The sequence below is a fragment of the Pseudomonas sp. NY15374 genome, assembly GCF_048068255.1.
Lineage (GTDB): Bacteria > Pseudomonadota > Gammaproteobacteria > Pseudomonadales > Pseudomonadaceae > Aquipseudomonas > Aquipseudomonas machongensis.
This window is the reverse complement of record NZ_JBLUPZ010000013.1, coordinates 14,172-33,738: the sequence shown is the minus strand read 5'-3', so window position 1 is coordinate 33,738 and position 19,567 is coordinate 14,172. Positions and strand designations below refer to the sequence as shown.

18 protein-coding genes and 1 pseudogene are annotated in these 19,567 nt (G+C 61.0%); 12 read left to right on the top strand and 7 right to left on the bottom strand.

Annotated features, from left to right (window positions below):
• Positions 1-140 precede the first annotated feature (140 nt).
• Positions 141-1,763 carry a TIGR04141 family sporadically distributed protein gene (locus ACNFHO_RS23260; RefSeq protein ID WP_416767488.1) on the top strand — a complete coding sequence of 541 codons (1,623 nt, stop codon included), beginning with the start codon at positions 141-143 and terminating at the stop codon, positions 1,761-1,763.
• A gap of 477 nt (positions 1,764-2,240) precedes the next feature.
• Here ACNFHO_RS23260 and ACNFHO_RS23255 read toward each other — a convergent pair.
• Both ACNFHO_RS23255 and ACNFHO_RS23250 read right to left on the bottom strand, forming a co-directional pair.
• A pseudogene (locus ACNFHO_RS23255) lies at positions 2,241-2,351 on the bottom strand (IS630 family transposase); the annotation flags it as partial.
• 132 nt (positions 2,352-2,483) lie between these two features.
• Positions 2,484-3,365 carry a LysR substrate-binding domain-containing protein gene (locus ACNFHO_RS23250; RefSeq protein ID WP_416767487.1) on the bottom strand — a complete coding sequence of 294 codons (882 nt, stop codon included), beginning with the start codon at positions 3,363-3,365 and terminating at the stop codon, positions 2,484-2,486.
• A 101-nt stretch (positions 3,366-3,466) separates the two neighbouring features.
• Between ACNFHO_RS23250 and ACNFHO_RS23245 the strand changes: the two genes are divergently transcribed.
• Complete coding sequence (locus ACNFHO_RS23245) at positions 3,467-4,498, top strand: D-cysteine desulfhydrase family protein (protein ID WP_416767485.1); 1,032 nt, start codon at positions 3,467-3,469, stop codon at positions 4,496-4,498.
• A gap of 121 nt (positions 4,499-4,619) precedes the next feature.
• Here the strand turns inward: ACNFHO_RS23245 and ACNFHO_RS23240 are convergent, their stop codons facing one another.
• Positions 4,620-5,510, bottom strand: coding sequence for a LysR substrate-binding domain-containing protein (locus ACNFHO_RS23240; RefSeq protein WP_416767483.1), 891 nt, complete (start codon positions 5,508-5,510; stop codon positions 4,620-4,622).
• Positions 5,511-5,923: 413 nt separating this feature from the next.
• Here ACNFHO_RS23240 and ACNFHO_RS23235 point away from each other — a divergent pair, with 413 nt between their 5' ends.
• The gene (locus ACNFHO_RS23235) at positions 5,924-6,835 is read left to right on the top strand and encodes a LysR family transcriptional regulator (RefSeq protein WP_416767481.1); all 912 of its coding nucleotides are present in this window, start codon (positions 5,924-5,926) and stop codon (positions 6,833-6,835) included.
• Here ACNFHO_RS23235 and ACNFHO_RS23230 read toward each other — a convergent pair.
• From ACNFHO_RS23230 to ACNFHO_RS23220, 3 genes are all read right to left on the bottom strand, one after another.
• Positions 6,805-7,569 (bottom strand): molybdopterin-dependent oxidoreductase, encoded by a 765-nt coding sequence (locus ACNFHO_RS23230; RefSeq protein ID WP_063543553.1) that lies wholly within the window; start codon positions 7,567-7,569, stop codon positions 6,805-6,807. The genes ACNFHO_RS23235 and ACNFHO_RS23230 overlap by 31 nt on opposite strands.
• The gene (locus tag ACNFHO_RS23225) at positions 7,566-8,186 is read right to left on the bottom strand and encodes a cytochrome b/b6 domain-containing protein (RefSeq protein ID WP_065861378.1); all 621 of its coding nucleotides are present in this window, start codon (positions 8,184-8,186) and stop codon (positions 7,566-7,568) included. Before ACNFHO_RS23225 ends, ACNFHO_RS23230 begins: the two co-directional genes overlap by 4 nt.
• Positions 8,187-8,262: 76 nt before the next feature.
• On the bottom strand, positions 8,263-8,874 hold the full coding sequence (locus tag ACNFHO_RS23220) for a hypothetical protein (protein WP_065861377.1): 612 nt from the start codon (positions 8,872-8,874) through the stop codon (positions 8,263-8,265).
• Between the two features lie 195 nt (positions 8,875-9,069).
• Here ACNFHO_RS23220 and ACNFHO_RS23215 point away from each other — a divergent pair, with 195 nt between their 5' ends.
• The 3 genes from ACNFHO_RS23215 to ACNFHO_RS23205 all read left to right on the top strand — a co-directional run bounded on the left by ACNFHO_RS23215 (position 9,070) and on the right by ACNFHO_RS23205 (position 11,897).
• Positions 9,070-9,765, top strand: a complete 696-nt coding sequence (locus tag ACNFHO_RS23215; RefSeq protein WP_054892930.1) for a heavy metal response regulator transcription factor — start codon at positions 9,070-9,072, stop codon at positions 9,763-9,765.
• Positions 9,738-11,135 (top strand): heavy metal sensor histidine kinase, encoded by a 1,398-nt coding sequence (locus ACNFHO_RS23210; RefSeq protein ID WP_416767479.1) that lies wholly within the window; start codon positions 9,738-9,740, stop codon positions 11,133-11,135. Before ACNFHO_RS23215 ends, ACNFHO_RS23210 begins: the two co-directional genes overlap by 28 nt.
• A gap of 105 nt (positions 11,136-11,240) precedes the next feature.
• Positions 11,241-11,897 (top strand): hypothetical protein, encoded by a 657-nt coding sequence (locus ACNFHO_RS23205; protein WP_063543543.1) that lies wholly within the window; start codon positions 11,241-11,243, stop codon positions 11,895-11,897.
• Here the strand turns inward: ACNFHO_RS23205 and ACNFHO_RS23200 are convergent, their stop codons facing one another.
• A complete protein-coding gene (locus ACNFHO_RS23200; RefSeq protein WP_054892933.1) occupies positions 11,898-12,530 on the bottom strand; it encodes a TetR/AcrR family transcriptional regulator in 633 nt (210 codons plus the stop codon).
• Positions 12,531-12,713: 183 nt separating this feature from the next.
• Here ACNFHO_RS23200 and ACNFHO_RS23195 point away from each other — a divergent pair, with 183 nt between their 5' ends.
• The 6 genes from ACNFHO_RS23195 to ACNFHO_RS23170 all read left to right on the top strand — a co-directional run bounded on the left by ACNFHO_RS23195 (position 12,714) and on the right by ACNFHO_RS23170 (position 19,543).
• Positions 12,714-13,934: an MFS transporter gene (locus tag ACNFHO_RS23195; RefSeq protein WP_416767478.1), complete on the top strand. Its 1,221-nt coding sequence runs from the start codon at positions 12,714-12,716 to the stop codon at positions 13,932-13,934.
• Positions 13,935-13,977: 43 nt separating this feature from the next.
• Positions 13,978-14,928: an alpha/beta fold hydrolase gene (locus ACNFHO_RS23190; RefSeq protein ID WP_416767477.1), complete on the top strand. Its 951-nt coding sequence runs from the start codon at positions 13,978-13,980 to the stop codon at positions 14,926-14,928.
• A 529-nt stretch (positions 14,929-15,457) separates the two neighbouring features.
• Entirely contained in the window at positions 15,458-16,696 is a 1,239-nt protein-coding gene (locus ACNFHO_RS23185) for an OprD family porin (RefSeq protein WP_416767476.1), read from the top strand.
• Positions 16,697-16,793: 97 nt separating this feature from the next.
• Positions 16,794-17,600: an NAD-dependent epimerase/dehydratase family protein gene (locus tag ACNFHO_RS23180; RefSeq protein WP_416767475.1), complete on the top strand. Its 807-nt coding sequence runs from the start codon at positions 16,794-16,796 to the stop codon at positions 17,598-17,600.
• A gap of 27 nt (positions 17,601-17,627) precedes the next feature.
• Entirely contained in the window at positions 17,628-18,509 is an 882-nt protein-coding gene (locus ACNFHO_RS23175) for a glucurono-1,5-lactonase (protein WP_416767474.1), read from the top strand.
• 62 nt (positions 18,510-18,571) lie between these two features.
• Positions 18,572-19,543, top strand: a complete 972-nt coding sequence (locus ACNFHO_RS23170; protein ID WP_414154946.1) for a TRAP transporter substrate-binding protein — start codon at positions 18,572-18,574, stop codon at positions 19,541-19,543.
• The last annotated feature ends 24 nt before the right edge of the window (positions 19,544-19,567 follow it).

The window sequence follows — 19,567 nt, the reverse complement described above, 5'->3', positions numbered from 1 at the left end:
AAAAGGCTGCCAACAGGCAGCCTTTTTTGTTTAGTCAATAAAATCAAAAACTTAGAGTCACTCAAGACACCAAAGCTAAGACCATGCGAAGCAATGCCAATGTGCTACCATGAGGAGAGGTTGAAAGGAGCCATGGCCGAATGAAAAAAACACTCAAGGAACGAAAAGAAAAGCTCTCCATATACTTAGTGAAAAACAGAAACACTAGTGACAACATTATCCTGCATCTTGAAAACGCTCAGGCGCCAATACACCTCAACGCAAAAGGACTTGAAGACTCGAAATTATATATAAAGAAGCTGCCACCAGAGCACTCTCCCCCATGGACTCGCCTTTTTACTGAAAGGGATGAGGTCAAATCTAATGCATTTGGAAACTCTAGCTCTATTGGCGCTGTTTTTGTAACAAGCACTAGCAATCTAAAATTTATTCTATCTTTTGGTACCGGCCACCACCTCATAAACGAAGACTATATAGAAAGGGATTTCGGACTAAAAGTCACGCTAAACTCAGTTTCCCCCTCAAAACTTAGAAGCTTAGATAAAGCGAGCTATGACCATAACCCTCTAAACTACAGGACCCAAAGCACTAAAGAAGTCGACATTTTTGACCTTCACATGAACTCAGAAGTCGAGATGCTTTACGCAGTTACGGGGGCATCTACTGTCAAGGTATTTGGCAGCCATGTTACCGGACGCGATGCTTTAACTCTTATAACAAACACAGACCTAGACTCTCTCAGCCAAATTCTAGACGAGGCTGCAGCAAAGTACCACCAAAAGCTACCTGACGATTTCGAATGGGTAGATAACATTGGAAAAGTAAGAGATGCCGAGCATATTGAAATACTTGATCTGGAATTAGAAGAAAAGCTAGTAGCAAAAAAATTATCTGACTTTTGGCTAGGGGAGCCAGAAATAGTCGACTGGGAAAATCATGTAGGCTATTCGTTCGACCTCTACGGTCGCACAGAACGCCATGTAGTGCTAAGTATTGATGATTTAATCGCCTATCTTCAAAGCAAAAAACAGGAACCTACAATCACTAACCTTAAACAGACTCACATTCATATAAACAACAATGAATACCAAGCGATAAAAACTTGGTCTGCTTATAGATGCCTCTATGCAGAATTAGACTACAGCGGCGATAAATATGTACTGAGAAACTCCATATGGTATAAAATTAACACCAACTTCGTCGCACGAATAGACAACCAGTTATCAAATTTAAAAAATTACACTCACATCCTTCCACCCTACAGCCACGACAGAGAAGATGAATACAATCTACACTTAGAAACTATAGACCCAACATACAGCCTCCTTGATAAGAAAAATGTCAAGCTAGGTGGCTCATACGACAAAATGGAGTTTTGCGATCTAATCAAGGATGGTACTGATATCATTCATGTCAAATATTATCGTAGCTCTAGCACCTTAAGCCATCTATTTTCTCAAGGCTGCGTTTCAGCAGAAGCATTTGTAATTGATCCCGACTTTAGAATAAAGCTCAATGCAAAACTACCCTCCTCAATTCAACTTAAAGACCCAGCAAGTCGACCAGACCCTAGCCTGTATAAAATTGTGTACGCGATAGCAACAACAAAAAAACTCCCAGAAGAACTTCCATTCTTCTCCAAAGTAACGTTGAAGAACGCTATAAAAACCCTCCAAGGACTTAATTACACCGTAGAGCTAACCGCAATACCTGTAGACCCTACAGTATTGCTGAAGAAAAAAATGAAACCCAACAAAGCCTAAAATATTGCAGCCAATAAAATTATTGACCAAGCATGCGCCAGTTATTATCGCCCAGAGGCGCCAAAGAAACGCTCACACAGTGAACCATGCTTCGGTTAGAAACGGCTCTATTGATTTTGTAGCCAATAATGATCAACCACTATTCTCTCACCCGCCACAACCGCTCCCTCCACACCCACTGGTTCGAATCCCAAGCCTAGTTCTGCGCCCAAGAACTCGGCCGGATGACCGGGCTCTTCTTCGATGAGTGAGTCCCGGGCCTAAATTCTGCTGGCCCATCATCACATCCCAGAGAACCGATACTCGCGCCGCTGGCTGACCCACGAGGTGGTGGCAGTGCTGCGTGATGGGCAGATAAATGGAGATGAAACGCCGCGACTGAATCAGATGTGCTGGCCTGGAGGGCGCACGGCGACATTGCTGTATGGGCAGAGCGAGCCCAGGATGAGGATGCGAGATATGCCGCTGATGCTGGCTGGAGATGAGGCTGAAAAGTGCTGTGGTTCCGTGACGCTTGTAATCGTGGGTGTGAGTGACGGCTTTACCGGGGGCAAGAGGTAAGCCTGGCCGGGTACGGTTCAACGCCTGGGTAGATCCGACATCTACAGCGGAAGAAAAACGGACGTATAAATTCATCCCAAAATCTGGCGATCTTGGCACAGTCGCGACAGAAGTTAACTACCACAGCGCCGAAAATGGAACGTTCAAAGCCAACTACAGCTAGCCAGCGCGCTGCATCACAAACCGCACGAAGGCGTCGAGTTTGGACAACGCGCTGCGCTGGCGCAGGTAGACCAGATTGACCGGGCGAGTCGCCGGCAGGAAGGGTTCGAGCAACGAGACCAACCGCCCCTCGCGCAGGTCATCGGCGACCAGGAATTCCGGCTGCATGAGGATGCCGTTGCCACTGATCGCAGCCAGGCGCAGCGCCTGGCCGTCGTTGCTCTTGAGCGTCCAGTGTTCCGGCCAGGAGTATTCACGCCCAGCGTCCTGCAGCGGCCAGCTAAAGCGATGGGTCCAACTGGAATGGACAAGCAAGCGGTGCTTGCCGAGATCGGCCGGCACCGTGGGCCAACCCTGTTCGTCCAGATAGGCCGGGGCCGCACAGATCACCATGCGATAGGGGCGCAGCGGCTTGGCGACCAGATCGACATCTCCCAGCTCGCCGATACGAAACGCCAGGTCGAAACCCTCGGCCATGAGGTCGACTACACTGTTGCTCAAGACCAGATCGACGCGCATCTGCGGATGCTCCCGCAGAAACTGCGCCACGATCGGCGCCACCAGCGCCGCGCCCAAGGTCATCGGTGCACTGATTCGCAGCAGGCCGCTGGGTGCCTTCTGCAAGCTCTCGACTTGCTCGTAGGCCCGGCGCACCTGCTCCAGCGCTTGGCGAGACTCTTCATGGAACACCCTTCCCGCCTCGGTGACACGCATGCGCCGGGTACTGCGCTGGATCAACTCCACCTGCAGCGCTTCTTCCAGCCCACGGATGTATTTGCTGACCATCACGGTCGACAGCCGCAGGTGCTCGGCAGCCGCGCTGAAGCTGCCTTGCTCCACCACGGTGACGAAGACTTCCATTGCGCGCAGACGATCCATATTTAACTCTCAGTTAAAATTAATTGAACAAAACCTTTATTTATTAACAAATAATTTTCCAATAGCGTGTCGTCGTCAACTCACAACCACGGTGCTTCATCATGAGGACGCTCATCTCACAGCTCGAACAGTTCCCACGCACGTGCTTGATTGAACAGGCCACGCCCATTCAACGCCTCGTCGCGCTAGAACAGATCTTGGGGCTCGAGGTGCGTGGTATCCGTCTGTTCGCCAAGCGGGACGACTTCATGGCGCTCGGTGGCGGTGGCAACAAGCTGAGGAAACTCGAGTTTCTGCTGGGTGCAGCCCTGCATGACGGCATCGAGCATGTCATCACCGTCGGAGGCCTGCAGTCCAACCACGCGAGGTTGACCGCGGCGGCCTGCGCGTCACTGGGCCTGCCCTGCGAACTGGTGTTGTCGCGGGCAGTCGCCAAGGAGGGTGAAGAATACGAGCACAGCGGCAACGTGCTGCTGGACGAGCTCTTTGGCGCCAAGGTGCATATCAGCCCCGACGGGATCAGCGCGCTGCATTCGGCCGAACTGCGGGCAGCGCAGTTGGAGAAGGCGGGCCACAAGGTCAAGGTGATCCCTACCGGCGGCTCTACCGCCCTGGGCTGCCTGGGGTATGTCAGGGCCGCACAGGAAATCGCCGAGCAGGAGCAGGCCCTGGCCCTGCAGTTCACGCGGGTGTTCACGGCCAACGGAAGCTCCGGCACCCATGCCGGCCTTAGTGCAGGATTCGCCGCTCTCGGACGTGGCGCCAACCTGGTGAAGTCCTACGCGGTACTGGCAGACGCGAGCACTGCACAACGCCAGACCTTGGATTTGTCACACCATGTCCAAACCCTGCTCGGCCTGCCAGCCGACATCGAAGCGCACGACATCGAGGTGGATGGCAATTACCTTGGCAAAGGCTATGGGCTACCGACTCCCGAGATGCTCGATGCCCTGCGCCTGATGGCCCGCCATCAAGGCTTGCTGCTGGACCCGGTGTATTCCGGCAAGGCATTCGCCGGCTTGATCGCCGACCTGCAGAGCGACCGCTATGTGCGCGGCGACAACCTGCTGTTCGTCATGACCGGCGGAACACCTGGGTTGTTCGCCTATCGCGATGCCCTGCAAGACGCCTGATCGACTCGCTGACTACCTACCCGCTCCTCCCCCATTCCAATAAGACATCTCCCCCCGGCATCGCCGGGGGCGTGCTGATACCTCCCTCTGCACGCAACACGACGCCGGGCGATGATACGCGTCAGTCGCTGGCAAAACGGCGCCTGCGCCCCACCTCGCGCACGGCATCGACCAGCGCGCGGGTCATCGGCGTGGGCTTGCCGGTGAAGGCGTGGAAACGTGCCGTCGCCAGCGGCGGCAAGCCTTCGCTTTCGTCCACCGCGCGCAGCCCGTGGCGCAACTGGCTCTGCGCCACAGGGCTGACGGCGAAGCCAGCCTGCGCCGCAGCCAGGCAACCGGCCATGCTGCGGCTCTCGAACGCCAAGCGCCAGTCAACATCCGCCGCCGCCAGGGCATTGATCGCCGACTCGCGGTACACGCACGGCTCGGGAAACACCCACAGCGGCACGGGCTCATCGGACGGCAAGGCGGTGTGTTCGGCGAAGGCCCACACCAGAGGCTCTTCCCACAGCAGTTCACTGTCGTCTTCGATGCGTGCGCAGCGCTTGCCGAACACCACATCCAGTTCACCCTCCGCCTGTTGGCGCAGCAGTTCGGTAGTGATGCCCACCCGCAGCTCGATGGCGATGCCCGGATGCCCCCGGCGAAACACCTGTAGCACCTGCGCAAGCCAGGTGCCGGCGAAGTCTTCGGAAGCACCGATCACCAAACGCCCGGCGGACGACTCACCTCGCAGGCGCGCCCGCACCTCCTGCTCCAGGTCGAGGATATTGCGGGCGTAGGTGTAGAGCGTCTCTCCGGCTGGCGTCATGTCCAGCTGGCGGGTGGTGCGCTGCAACAGGCGCGTCCCCAGGCTGTCCTCCAGGCGCTTGATGTGGCCGCTGACCGCTGACGGCGTCAGCGCCAGACGATCGGCCGCAGCGGCGAAACCGCGCAGGTCGACCACCGCAAGGAAGGTACGCAACAGCACGATATCCAGCGCAAGTGCCGACGACGAAGGATGCGAAGACATGGGGATCTCAACTCATCACGAAAAATGATCAGTAAACATCAATTACTCACGAATCACAACGATCGCCAGCCGTAGCATTGAACGGTCATCAATACATTGGCCAGGGCACATCATGAACACCCCATCCAGATCTTTGATAAAGACCGCGGTATCGGCTGTCCGTCGACTGGCGATCGCACTGTCGCTGGTGTGCATCGGGATGCTTCGAAGCGGCACAGGCGCGGGGTTGACGCAGAGCATACGCACAACGAGTACCCGAGGCTGAGCCGTTCGAAGTGATTGGGCCGCGCCCTGTGCGGCCACGGCGTGAAAAGCGAATTTCACGCCGTTTTTTTACCTAGGCACTTGGCACCCGGACCAACGGCCTTGTAGCGTGGCAGCACCCTTACGCGTCCCGGAGCCGACAAGCCCCCATGGAGATCCGCCATTTCCGCTACTTCCTGAGCGTTGCCCAGCACGGTCACTTCACCCGTGCCGCTGAGCAGTTGGGCATCGCTCCGCCAACGCTGAGCCGGCAGATCCAGGACATGGAAAACGAGCTGGGTGTGCGCCTGTTCCAGCGCAACCAGCGGGCCGTGCGTCTCACCGCGGCGGGTGAAGCGCTGCGGGTCGAGGCGTTGCAGGCGGTGCGCCAGTTCGATGCTGCGCAACTTGGCGCGCAGCGGGCCGGGCGGGGTGATGTGGGGCGTATCGAGCTGGGTTATGTGGCTTCTGCGGCGTACTCGGGGCTTTTGCAGCAGCAGGTGACGTACTTCAGTCAATCCTGCCCCGGCGTCCAGCTCAATATCCGCGAGGTCGGCATGATGGCCTCGCCCGAGCTGGTTCGTGACGGGCTGCTTGACCTCGCCTATGTACGAATGCCCATGGAGCTGCCAGAAGAACTGAACGCCATCACGCTGCTGGAGGAAGGCTTCGTCCTCGCCCTGCCCTCCAGCTCCCGCCTCAACGAACTGCCGCAGATCAACGCCGCACGGCTGGCCGGGGAAACCTTCATCCTGCCCGAGCAGATCTCCGGCACCTTGGCGGTCGCCGCACAGGGCGGCTTCACCCCCCATCTGGGGCCGCAGCCCGGCAGCCTGGTGGCGGTGGTCGCCCTGGTGTCGCTGGGCCAGGGCGTCGCGGTGGTGCCGGAGTCGATGGTGCGCCGGGTCAGCCTGCCGCAGGTCAACTACCGCCCGATAGAAGATTGCCAACCGCGCTCGTGCCTGGCCCTGCTGCATCGCCGCTTCGAAAAGGCGCCGGCGGTGCAGCGCTACATCGAGATGCTGCGGGTGGACCAGCATCGAGGCCTGGATCAGATGCCGCTGAACCAGTTGTACCCCTGATCTTCCCAATACCCGCCAGGATTATCGTTGCTGACGTAGATCTCGACGATGTGCTTGGGGTTCTTGAACCCCAGCTTGGTCGGCACCCGCAGCCGCAGCGGATAGCCATACTCCGGCGGCAGTGCGACTTCACCATAATCCAGCGCCAGCAGGGTCTGGGGATGCAGCGCCGTGGCCATGTCCAGGCTGGAGTAATAGCGATCGGCACATTTGAAGCCGACGTACTTGGCCGTGGTGTCTGCCCCGATATGTTCGAGGAAGATGCGCAGCGGCACGCCGCCCCACTGCCCGATCGCGCTCCAGCCCTCCACGCAGACCAGCCGGGTGATGTCGGTGCGCTGGGGTAGCTTGCGCAGGCCGTCGAGGGTCCAGGGCGACTTGTCGCGCACACGGCCCGAGACGCTCAGGGCGTAGTCGGACAGGTCCACTTCGGGAATGTCGTCCTGTCCGTAATAGGCGTTGAAAGGGAAAGGCTGGGTCATCTGCGCCTTGCTGAACGTCGGGGCGAGCCGCTGGCCGCTGAACAGCCAGGCCTGGACTCGATCGTTCCAGCGCGACATGGCCCACAGCACACGGTCCACCTGATCGCCATCCTGCAGATTGCAGCCACTGAGCATCGCCATCGCGCCGACCGTGAGCCCGCCACGCAGGAAGTTGCGACGCTGGATGTTCTCCAGTTGCAGGCGTTGGGCAGGCTCGAGCTGGATGCGCGGGCCTTTTTTCGAAGCGCTCATGCCTGGCGGTCTCCTATTCGAATCGGCCGCGTGCCGCCAGTGATCATCGGCAACAGGGTCTTGGGCACCAGCAACACCAGCACCAGATGCACCACGACGAAGGCACCGATGGCCGCCATCGCGGCGAAGTGGACGTAGCGCGCGGCATCGTAGCCGCCGAACAAGGCGGTCAATTGCTGGAGCTGAATCGGCTTCCAGATCGCCAGACCCGACAGCACGATCAGCACACCGGCCGCCAGCACCAACCAGTACATCAGGCGCTGCACCGCGTTGTAGACGCCCTTTTCGTGTACCAGCTTCAGGCGCAACGCAGCGCTCATGTCACGCGCCACGGCACGGGGCGAAACCGGTAGCAGGTCGCGCTGGAAGTGCCGGCTGAGCAGGCCATGGAGCACATAGGCCAGGCCGTTGATCGCCAGCAGCCACATGAATGCGAAATGCCAGGCGAGCGAGCCGCCGAGCCAGCCGCCGACGGTCAGTTCGGCGGGAAACCTGAAACCGAACAGCGGCGAGGCGTTGTAGATCGCCCAGCCGCTCATGAACATGCACACCATGCACAGGGCATTGAGCCAGTGCATCAGGCGGATCGGCCAGGAATGAATACGGGTGTTCTTCATACTGCCCCCTTCGCGAAGGCCACGACAGCCGCCCAGCGACAGCGGTCGTGGCGCTGCCTCTGGGCGGTTGAGGTGGTTACATCGGCGGCTGGAAGCCGTCCTTGCCGACGGCGATGCCGCGTGCGTTCTTGCCGTCTTCAGCCGGGAACACCACGACCTTGGCGCCCTTGACCAGCTCGGCAGCGCTGCCTGGCTCGACGAAGGCGATCGGCACGTCATCCGGCACCACCAACTGTTTCTCGCCGCCCTTGTAATTGACGGTCAACGTGCGGCCATTGGCGCTGGAGAGCTTGCCCACGGTGCCGTTGGTCATGGTGCCGGTGCTGCCGTCGGCGTTCTCCCAGCCGTAATGGCCTTCACCGCTGCCCTTGAGCCTGGCGTCGAACACGGTCACTTCCAGGGCCTTGAGGGTGCCGTTGGCCTGGGGAATGGCGGCAGAACCGACAAAGCTGTCGGTCTTGATCGAGGCGAGGTCGGCCTTGGAGGCACGGACTACGCCGGTCTTGTCGGTCAGGCCAATGGTCTGCTGCGCGCCGGTGCGGGTCTTGAAGGTCAGGGCGTTGCTGCTGACATCTTCGATCACGCCACGCAGTGGCTTGATCACAGGCATGTCGGCGGCGCTGGCAAGCACGGTGGCGCCGGCCATCAACAGGCCGAACGCGGTGGACAGGGCAGTCTTGGTCTTCATTGCGACACATCCTCAGCGGTTTGAAGTGCCGCTATCTTTGGTGTCGCCTCGGGACCTCAGAATGACCGGCCGATTACATTTCTGTCATTCGTCCTCGGCACCGCCAAATGACAGAAATGTAACCGACAGCAGCTTGCCGTGCTGGTTACACTGCCTCTTCGCCTGCCCGCCACCCGAGGCCCGAGCCCTGCCCCCATGCATATCCTGTTGATCGAAGACGACACCAAGACCGGCGAGTACCTGAAAAAGGGCCTCGGCGAATCCGGCTTCAACGTCGACTGGACCCAGCACGGCGCCGATGGCCTGCACCAGGCGCTGGAGACGCCCTACGACCTGATCGTGCTGGATGTGATGCTGCCAGGCATCGACGGCTTCCAGATCATCGAGCTGCTGCGCGCAAGGCAGGACGTGCCGGTGCTGTTTCTCACTGCGCGCGACCAGTTGCAGGACCGCATCCGCGGCCTGGAGCTCGGCGCCGACGACTACCTGGTCAAGCCGTTCTCCTTCACCGAACTGCTACTGCGCATCCGCACCATCCTGCGCCGGGGCGTGGTGCGCGAGGCCGATCATTTCCACCTCGCCGACCTGGAACTGGACCTGATCCGCCGACGGGTCACGCGCCAGCAGCAGGTGATCGCGCTGACCAACAAGGAATTCGCCCTGCTGCACCTGTTCCTGCGCCGCGAAGGCGATGTGCTGTCGCGGGCGCAGATCGCCTCGGAGGTCTGGGACATGAATTTCGACAGCGACACCAATGTGGTCGACGTGGCGGTGAAGCGGCTGCGCAACAAGATCGACCTGCCCTATCCGCTGAAGCTGATCCATACCGTGCGCGGCATCGGCTATGTCTGCGAGGTACGGCCATGCGCCGACGACGCGCCCCGTCCCTGACCCTGCGCTCGACCCTGGCGTTTTCGCTGGTGGCAATGCTGGTAGTGGCCGGGGCCGGCCTGTACCTGTACGACTCGATGCGCGATTCGGTGATGAAGAACACCGACTACTCGGTGCTCGGACGCCTGGATCATTTTCGCAAGCTGCTGCGCTATGACCTGGAGCTGGACAGGTTGCGGGTAAACCCGCAGATACTGGAGAACATGCTCAACAATGAAGAGGACATCTTCATCATCGAAGAGCCTGGGCAGGTACCGCTGATCAAGGTCAATCCGCTGAAGGCCGTGTTGCCGCAACTGGACGAGGTGGGCCCCGACACGCCGTTGAAGGTGAAGGACCTGCGCGACGGCACCACCGCCGCTGGCGTGCCGTTGCGTGCAGCCAGCGTGATGACGATCTCCGGCGGTCGTGAGGTAAGGCTTACGGCGGCGCACATCATGACCAAGGAAATGGCCATGCTCGAAGCCTTCCGCCAACGCATCTACCTGGCCGCAGGCCTGGCGTTCCTGTTGACGGCAGTGCTGGGCTACCTGTCGCTGTACCGTGGCCTGCGCCCGTTGCGCAAGATGGCCGCGCACGCGGCAAGGATCACCCCACAGCGGCTGGACAGCCGCATGGACAGCGACGACACGCCGGTCGAACTGCTGCGCCTGAGCCACGCGTACAACGCCATGCTCGACCGCCTCGCCGCCGGCTACCAGCGCCTGAACCAGTTCTCCGCCGACCTTGCCCACGAGATTCGCACCCCCGTGGGCTCGCTGATGGGGCATTGCCAGGTCGCCTTGCGCCAATCACGCAGTGAAGATGAATACCAGGCCCTGCTGGCATCCAACCTCGAGGAACTGGAGCGTATCTCGCGGATGGTCGAGAGCATCCTGTTCCTCGCCCGCGCCGACGAAGCGCAGGCCGTGCTGGAGCGCCAGCAGCTGTCGCTGCACGATGAACTGCAGCGCGTGGCGGGGTATTTCGAAGGGCTCGCCGAAGAGCGGCAACTGTCGATGCAGACCTCGGGCAACGGTACGGTGCTGGCCGACCCTCTGCTGCTGCGCCGGGCGTTGAGCAACCTGGTGGCCAACGCGATCCGCTATGCCGATGAGGGCAGCACCGTGCTGATGCAGGTGCGTGCCGTCGAGAACGGTATGCGCATCGAGGTGCAGAACCAGGGCCCGACGCTGGGCGAAGCCACCTTGGGCAAGCTGTTCGACCGTTTCTACCGCGGCGATGCCTCGCGCCATGAGCGTTCGGACTCCAATGGGCTGGGGCTGGCGATCGTCACCGCAATCATGCAGTTGCACGGAGGAACGGCTAGCGTGGAGCAGCCCCAGCCGGGCACCGTCTGCTTCATATTGTTTTTCCCGACGCGAGGCTGAGCGCACCTGTGCGTTAGCCTCGCCATGGATTGACCAGCCTACCATCTGGAAGGTAGGCTTTTTTTTGCGCTGTCGCAATCTCTCTGTCCAAGACAAGGTGAACACATGCAAGAAAGGATCTGGCCAGACCTGCACGAGCTGCCCGAGAACACTGTCACCCCGGCGCAATACAGCTACCGTCAATTGGCGCGCAGCGATGTCGAGCGGCTGAGCCAATTGGTCAGGCGCTGGCACCCGGATGTGGGCGTGGGGATCGGTCGGGTATTCAGCGACCCGCAGTACTACTTGCAGAACGTGTCGCTCGCCGGCGAAGCTGACAAGGACACCATCGTCTACGTCGGGGTCTACGAGGGCGAGATGATCTGCGTCATGTGCCTGGAGATCAATCTGGTCAACCGCACCCTGTTCAACAAGTTCGGTGCGTGTGCACCGCAACACAGGGGCACCGGCGCCACGCTCTTCGCAGGCTACGCCATCGATGCGCTGGCAGCGAAGCTGGACATCGCGATGGCCTGGGGTTACGTCACCACGAAGACCCGCGGTATGCAGCAGATGGTAGAGCGGGCCGGATTCAATCCGGTTGGCGTGGTGAAATTCTCGGATATCGAGCTCAACGCCGAGGGTGAGCAGAGACCTGTGACTGAAGCCATCTACGCCAAGTACTACAAACAGCACGACGCTCTCGAGCCGATCCGGGAAGGCAACCTGACCCCAAAGTTACGTGCCCTGTGCCAGGCACTGGATGTTCAAGTGCTCGAATGATCACGACGCGGTGTTTTGCACACCCGTCGTGGAAAGGTCCCACAGCCGCATCACCTGGGTGATCGCACGCTCCATCGCTTCGATGCCGATGTTGTCCCGCGCCAGGGTCGAAAGCCCGACCAGAAAGCTGTCGAACATCACGCTGAGCCCCTGGGCATCGACGTCCTGGCGCAGCTCACCCGTTTCGAGCGCACGGCTGATGCAGCCGGCGATACCGGCGCGGGTGCGTGCCCGGGAACGGTTCAAGGGTGCGGTGACCTGCGCCAGTTCCGCAGAGGGTGCGCTCATCACTGCCAGGCCGACCATGCAGCCCTTCGGGTGTCCGTCCTCGCACTGCATGCGGGCGGATTGGCGCAATGCCTGCTCCAGCGCCTGACGCGGTGGCAGGTCCAGGTTCCACAAGCACTCGGTGACCTGCGCATAGGTCGCCAGGTAGCGCTGGGCACATTCCTGGAACAGCGCCTCTTTAGAACCAAAGGCTGCGTAGAAGCTGGGCGCGGAAATGCCCGGGCCAATCGCCGCCTTCAATTGCGCCAGCGATGTGGATTCGTAGCCGTGCTCCCAGAACAGGTGCATGGCCTGGTCGATCGCGTTATCGCGGTCGAAGGTTCTGGGTCTGCCCATCCGCGCCATCAACTGCTCCTCCAAATGACATAGATACTATTCGATACATAAGTCATTGACAACGACACGCGAGCACTCCTAATTTATATACCGATCGATATGTAAATCCGAGACGGCTCGATGCCGTCGGATTGGTGCTGCCTCACTTATGTATCGATCGATATATTTTAACCAGCGATCACAGGAGCTCTCGTGACCTCTTCTACCGCCACCACGCTCGACACGGCCGAGCCCTTGCCGGTCTCCGCCTTGCTGGCCCTGGCGATGACAGGTTTCATCTGCATCGTCACCGAAACCCTGCCCGCCGGCCTGCTGCCACAGATCAGCGACGGCCTGTCGATCACCTCGGCAATGGCCGGCCAGACCGTCACCGCCTATGCAGTGGGCTCGCTGGTCGCGGCCATACCGCTGACCATTCTGACCCGAAGCTGGAAGCGTCGCAGCGTACTGCTGTCCACGATCATCGGCTTCCTGGTGTTCAATTCGCTCACCGCCCTTTCACCCGACATCTGGTTGACGCTGATCGCCCGATTCTTTGCCGGAGCTTCGGCGGGGTTGGCCTGGAGCCTGCTGGCGGGCTATGCCCGGCGGATGGTTCTGCCGCACCAGCAGGGCAAGGCCATGGCGATTGCCATGGTCGGCACGCCGATTGCGCTCTCGCTGGGCGTGCCGCTGGGCACCTGGCTCGGCAGTGCAGTGGGTTGGCGCAGCGCCTTTGCCATCATGTCGGCCCTCACCCTGGTGCTGATCGTCTGGGTGCTGGCGAAAGTGCCGGACTACCCAGGCCAGACCGACCGCCAGGCCATGCCGCTGCGTCGCGTGCTGACCACAGCGGGCGTACGACCGGTACTGGCCACGGTGATCACCTGGATGCTGGCGCACAACATCCTCTACACCTACGTCGCGCCATTCGCCGCCCAAGCCGGCCTGCTCGAGCGCGTCGACCTGGTGCTGCTGGTGTTCGGGGTTGCGGCGCTTGTGGGCATCGCCATCACCGGGCGCCTGGTCGATCGGCACCTGCGCAGCGCCGTGCTGGGCAGCCTTGGCGCATTTGCGCTGGTCGCACTGATGTTCGTCTGGCTGTCGAGCGCGCCCCTCGCCGTGCTCGTCGGCATTGCGGTCTGGGGCGTGTCGTTCGGCGGCGCCGCGACGCTGCTGCAGACCGCCCTTGCCGATAGCGCAGGCGACGGCGCGGATGTGGCGCTGTCGATGAACGTCGTCGCCTGGAATGGCGCCATCGCCGGCGCCGGGCTGCTGGGCGGCGCGCTGCTCGACGGCTGGGGCGCACACGCCTTCGCACCCGCCGTACTCATCTTGCTGCTGATCGCCTTCGCCATTGCCTGGACTGCCCGCTCACACGGGTTTCGCCCCGGCGCGCGGGCTGCCGGCGCCAGCGTGGCCAGCGGCCACTGAACGATCAAGCCACGATTTCCAACCACCCCAGAGGTTCATCACCATGTTTCGCCAATTACTGCGCTCCCTGGCCTTGACTGCCGCCACCACGCTTGCCGTCGGCGCCCACGCCGCCGACGAGTTCCCCGTCCCCAAAGGCTTCACCAGCCACTACCAGACCGTCGATGGCGTGAAGCTGCACTACGTCAAGGGCGGCTCGGGGCCCCTGGTGTACCTGGTCCACGGCTTCGGCCAGACCTGGTACGAATGGCACCAACTGATGCCGGAACTCGCCAGGCACTTCACCGTTGTCGCGCCAGACCTGCCTGGCCTGGGCCAGTCGCAGACACCGCCGTCGTATCGCGCAACGGATGTGGCGCCGCTGCTGTACAAGCTCGCCGCACAGATGAGCAATGGCCAGAAGTTCGACCTGGTGGCCCACGACATCGGTATCTGGAACACCTTCCCCATGCTGGTACAAAACCAGGCGAACATCCGTCGGGTGATCTACATGGAAGCGCCGATTCCCGACGACAGCCTCTACCAGTTCCCGGCCTTCACGCCGCAGGGTGAGTCGCTGGTCTGGCATTTCAGCTTCTTCGCCGCCGAGCCCAACCTGGCCGAGACGCTGATCGCTGGCAAGGAGCGGGTGTTCTTCGAGCATTTCATCAAGCAGCACGCAACCAATACGTCGGTGTTCACACCGCAATTGCTCGATCTCTATGCCAAGTCATATGCCAAGCCGCATAGCCTCAACGCAGCGTTCGAGTACTACCGCGTGCTCAACCAGAATGCCCGCGACAACAAGCAACTGAGCAAGACCCGCATCAGCATTCCGGCGTTGGCCATCGGTGGTGGCGGCAACGGTGGCCTGGGTGAGTTCCAGGCCGAGCAGATGCGCCGCTACGGCACCGATGTGACCGGCAAAGTGCTGGAAGGCTGTGGGCACTGGCTGCCGGAGGAATGCAGCGGCGCCCTCAATGCCGAGGTGACAGGCTTCTTGCTGGCGCCATGACAGGGATTGATCAGCAGTAGGGCAATTGTGCTTTTCGCGGGTAAACCCGCCCATAGGGATGGGGCCAGCTTGTACCGGGGTGCAGGTGTTTACCCGCGAAAGAGCAATGGGACTTCGGAAGACAAATCATAGTTATAGGATCTCTTTGCCGTAACCGATCTAGAGCCCTTCCTTTGCAATTTGGCAAAAAAAACCTCTGAAACACTCGGTATAGTCCATCGATTCCTTTGCGCAAAAGCGTTGACAGCATTTTCATCGGTTGTTAATAATCGCCACAGTTGTACGACAACACACAACAAAAACAACAACCAGTGAAGCCCATCATGTCGACATCCTACCCACGCTATTCGCCTCCCCCTCTTTCCAACATTCGCCGCCGCGCCACATTGCTGGCAGCGACGGGCACCTGAGCGCCCGATCCGCGCGCTGCACCTTGGCCCACGACGGGCCATCAACCCCACCGCCCCTGTCATCGGTCGCTTGCGCGCGCCTGGCAGGCGGCTGCCTCACTGCTGGGAGCACAACAATAATGAAAATCCGCCAGACCCTGCCCTTCGCCCTGTTCGGCGCCACCGCCCTGGGATCACTGCCCGACGCTGCACTGGCCGCAGGCTTCATCGAAGATTCCAAGGCGACCCTGAACTTGCGCAACTTCTACATCAACCGCAACTTCGTCGACCCGAGCAACCCGCAAAGCAAGGCCGAGGAGTGGACCCAGAGTTTCATCCTCGACGCCCGCTCGGGATTCACCGAAGGGCCGATCGGCTTCGGCGTGGATGTGCTGGGGTTGTGGTCGGTCAAGCTCGACGGTGGTGGCGGCACTTATGGCACAGCCCTGCTGCCGCGCCATGACGACGGCCGCCCGGCAGACGATTTCGGACGCCTGGCCGTGGCAGGTAAAGCGCGCATTTCCAAGACCGAGCTGAAGATCGGCGAGTGGATGCCGGTACTGCCGATCCTGCGCTCCGACGATGGCCGCTCGCTGCCGCAGACCTTCCGTGGGGGTCAGGTGACGTCCAGCGAGATCGCCGGTCTGACGCTCTACGGCGGGCAGTTCCGCGGCAACAGCCCGCGCAACGATGCGAGCATGGAGGACATGAGTTTCGGCCGTGGGGTGTCCGACCGCTTCAACTTCGTCGGCGGCGAGTACAGCTTCAACGACAAGCGCACCCTGGTCGGGCTGTGGAATGCCCAACTCAAGGATGTCTACCAGCAGCAGTACCTGCAACTGAGCCACAGCCAGCCACTGGGCGACTGGACCCTGGGCGCCAACCTCGGCTACTTCCAGGGCGAGGACGACGGCGCCGAACGCGCCGGCAAGCTGGACAACAAGACCTACTCGGGCATGTTCTCGGCGCGCTATGCCGGCCATACCTTCTGGGTCGGCCTGCAGAAGGTCAGCGGCGATACCTGGATGCGGGTCAACGGCACCAGCGGCGGCACCCTGGCCAACGACAGCTACAATGCCAGCTTCGACAACGCCAACGAACGCTCCTGGCAGGTGCGCCACGATTTCAACTTCGTCACCGTCGGCATCCCCGGCCTGAGCATGATGAACCGCTACATCAGCGGCCGCGATGTGCACAGCGGCGCGATCAGCGATGGCAAGGAGTGGGTGCGCGAATCGGAGCTGGCCTATGTGATCCAGAGCGGGCCGTTCAAGGATCTCAGCGTGAAGTGGCGCAACTCCAATATCCGCCGCAGCTTCAGCAATAACGAGTTCGACGAGAACCGGCTGATCTTCAACTATCCGCTGTCGATCCTGTAAAGCGATGCCATCCATGCATTGACAAGCCGCGAATTCGCTGTCGATAATCGACCCATGTCGTACGACAACCTACAACAATCAACGACAAGAGCTGGCCATGACCACTACTCCCTTCAAACGCCTGCTGCTCACCGGAGCGGCAGGCGGCCTGGGCAAGGTGCTTCGCGAACGCCTCAAAGGCAGCGCCGAAGTCCTGCGCCTTTCCGATATCGCCACGATGGCACCTGCTGCCGGTCCGCATGAAGAAGTGATCACCTGCGACCTGGCCGACAAGGCTGCAGTACACGCGCTGGTCGAGGGCGTCGATGCCATCCTGCATTTTGGCGGGGTGTCCACCGAGCACAGTTTCGAGGATATCCTCGGCCCCAATATCTGCGGGGTGTTCCACATCTACGAAGCGGCGCGCAAGCACGGGGTAATACGCGTCGTCTTCGCCAGTTCCAACCACGTGATCGGTTTCTACCGTCAGGACGAGCGGCTCGATGCCCACTCCCCTCGCCGCCCCGATGGCTACTACGGCTTGTCCAAGAGCTACGGCGAGGACCTGGCCAGCTTCTACTTCGACCGCTACGGCATCGAGACCGTCAGCATCCGTATCGGCTCGTCCTTCCCGCAACCGCAGAACCCACGAATGCTCTGCACCTGGCTGAGCTACGACGACCTGCTGCAACTCATCGAGCGCAGCCTGCGCACCCCTGACGTCGGCCACACCGTGGTCTATGGCGCCTCCGACAACCGCACCGTCTGGTGGGACAACCGCCACGCCGAACACCTGGGCTACCAGCCCAAGGACAGTTCGGAGGTGTTCCGCGCCGACGTCGAATCAAGGCCCGCGCCGCCCGCCGACGATCCAAGCATGGTCTACCAGGGCGGCGCCTTCGTCGCTGCCGGCCCCTTCGACTGACCGCCACTGCGTGCAAGGAGCAGCACCATGCAGCACTGTGAACTGATCGTCGACGCGCGCAACGCCACCGGGGAAAGCCCGGTGTGGCATGCCGGCGAGCGGGCCCTGTACTGGGTCGATATTCCCGCCCGCCAACTGCACCGCTGGCGCCTGGCCGATGGCAACCACGACGTCTGGCAGGGCGATGAAATGCTGGCCTGCATCGCCCATGGCGCACAGGGCTGGGTCGGGGCGATGGAGAGCGGCCTGTTCACCCTCGATCCGACCGAGGATGGGCGCCTGCTCGGCACCCGCCTGGCCAGCGTCGAGCACGCCCGCGAGGGGATGCGCTTCAACGACGGGCGCTGCGACCGCCAGGGCCGTTTCTGGGCCGGCACCATGCTGATGGACATGCAGCAGGGCGCCCAGGTCGGCGCGCTGTACCGATACGACGGCCAGCGTCTGCACCGCCAACTCGAGGGCATGATCGTGCCCAACGGCCTGGCCTTCAGCCCGGACGGCACGCGCATGTACCTGTCCGATTCGCACCCGACGGTGCAGGCGATCTGGTCGTTCGACTACGACATCGACAGTGGCACGCCCCATAACCGGCAGCTGTTCGTCGACATGCGCGAGCATCCCGGCCGCCCCGATGGCGCGGCTGTCGATCAGGACGGCTGCTACTGGATCTGCGGCAACGACGAAGGCGTGATCCATCGCTTCACCCCGCACGGCCGCCTGGACCGCTCGCTGCGCGTGCCGGTGAAGAAGCCGGCGATGTGCGCCTTCGGTGGCACCCACCTCGATACCTTGTTCGTCACCTCGATCCGCCCCGGCGGCATCGACCTCGCCGACCAGCCCCTGGCCGGCGGCGTGTTCGCCCTGAACCCCGGCGTCAAGGGCCTGGAGGAAACACCCTGGCAGAGCTGAGCGCCCACCTCACCAACACCTGCACGACCGAAACCAGATAATAAAAACCACGGAGTTTCATCATGACCTTCAAACGTACGTTGCTTCTTGCCGCCCTCCCCTTGGCCCTCGGTCTGTCCAGTGCCGCCAGCGCACTGGACATCAAGTTCGCCGAGATCCACCCAGCCGGCTACCCGACCGTGGTCGCCGAGCAGAACATGGGCAAGAAACTCGAACAGGCCAGCAATGGCGATATCACCTTCAAGATGTTCGCCGGCGGGGTGCTCGGCTCGGAAAAGGAAGTCATCGAGCAGGCGCAGATCGGCGCGGTGCAGATGACCCGCGTGAGCCTGGGCATCGTCGGCCCGGTGGTGCCGGATGTGAACGTGTTCAACATGCCGTTCGTGTTCCGCGACCAGGCGCACATGCGCAAGATCATCGACGGCGAGATCGGCCAGGAGATCCTCGACAAGATCACCAACTCCGAATTCAACCTGGTGGCCCTGGCCTGGATGGATGGCGGCTCGCGCAGCCTCTACACCAAGAAGCCGGTGCGCAGCATCGATGACCTCAAGGGCATGAAGATCCGCGTGCAGGGCAATCCGCTGTTCATCGACATGATCAACGCCATGGGCGGCAACGGCATCGCCATGGACACCGGCGAGATCTTCAGCGCCCTGCAGACCGGGGTGATCGACGGCGCCGAGAACAACCCGCCGACCCTGCTCGAGCACAACCACTACCAGAGCGCCAAGTACTTCACCCTGACCAACCACCTGATCCTGCCGGAGCCGGTGGTGATGTCCAAGACCACCTGGAACAAGCTCACGGCCGACCAGCAGGCGCTGGTGAAGAAAGTCGCCCGTGAAGCACAGATGGAAGAGCGCGAACTGTGGGACGCCAAGTCTGCCGCCAGCGAACAGAAGCTCAAGGCCGCGGGTGTCGAGTTCATCGCCGTGGATACCAAGCCGTTCTATGACGCCACCGCCCCGGTACGCGAAAAATACGGTGCGCAGTACGCCGACCTGATGAAGCGTATCGACGCGGTCGAGTAAGCCACTTCTTCCAGACGACCCCGG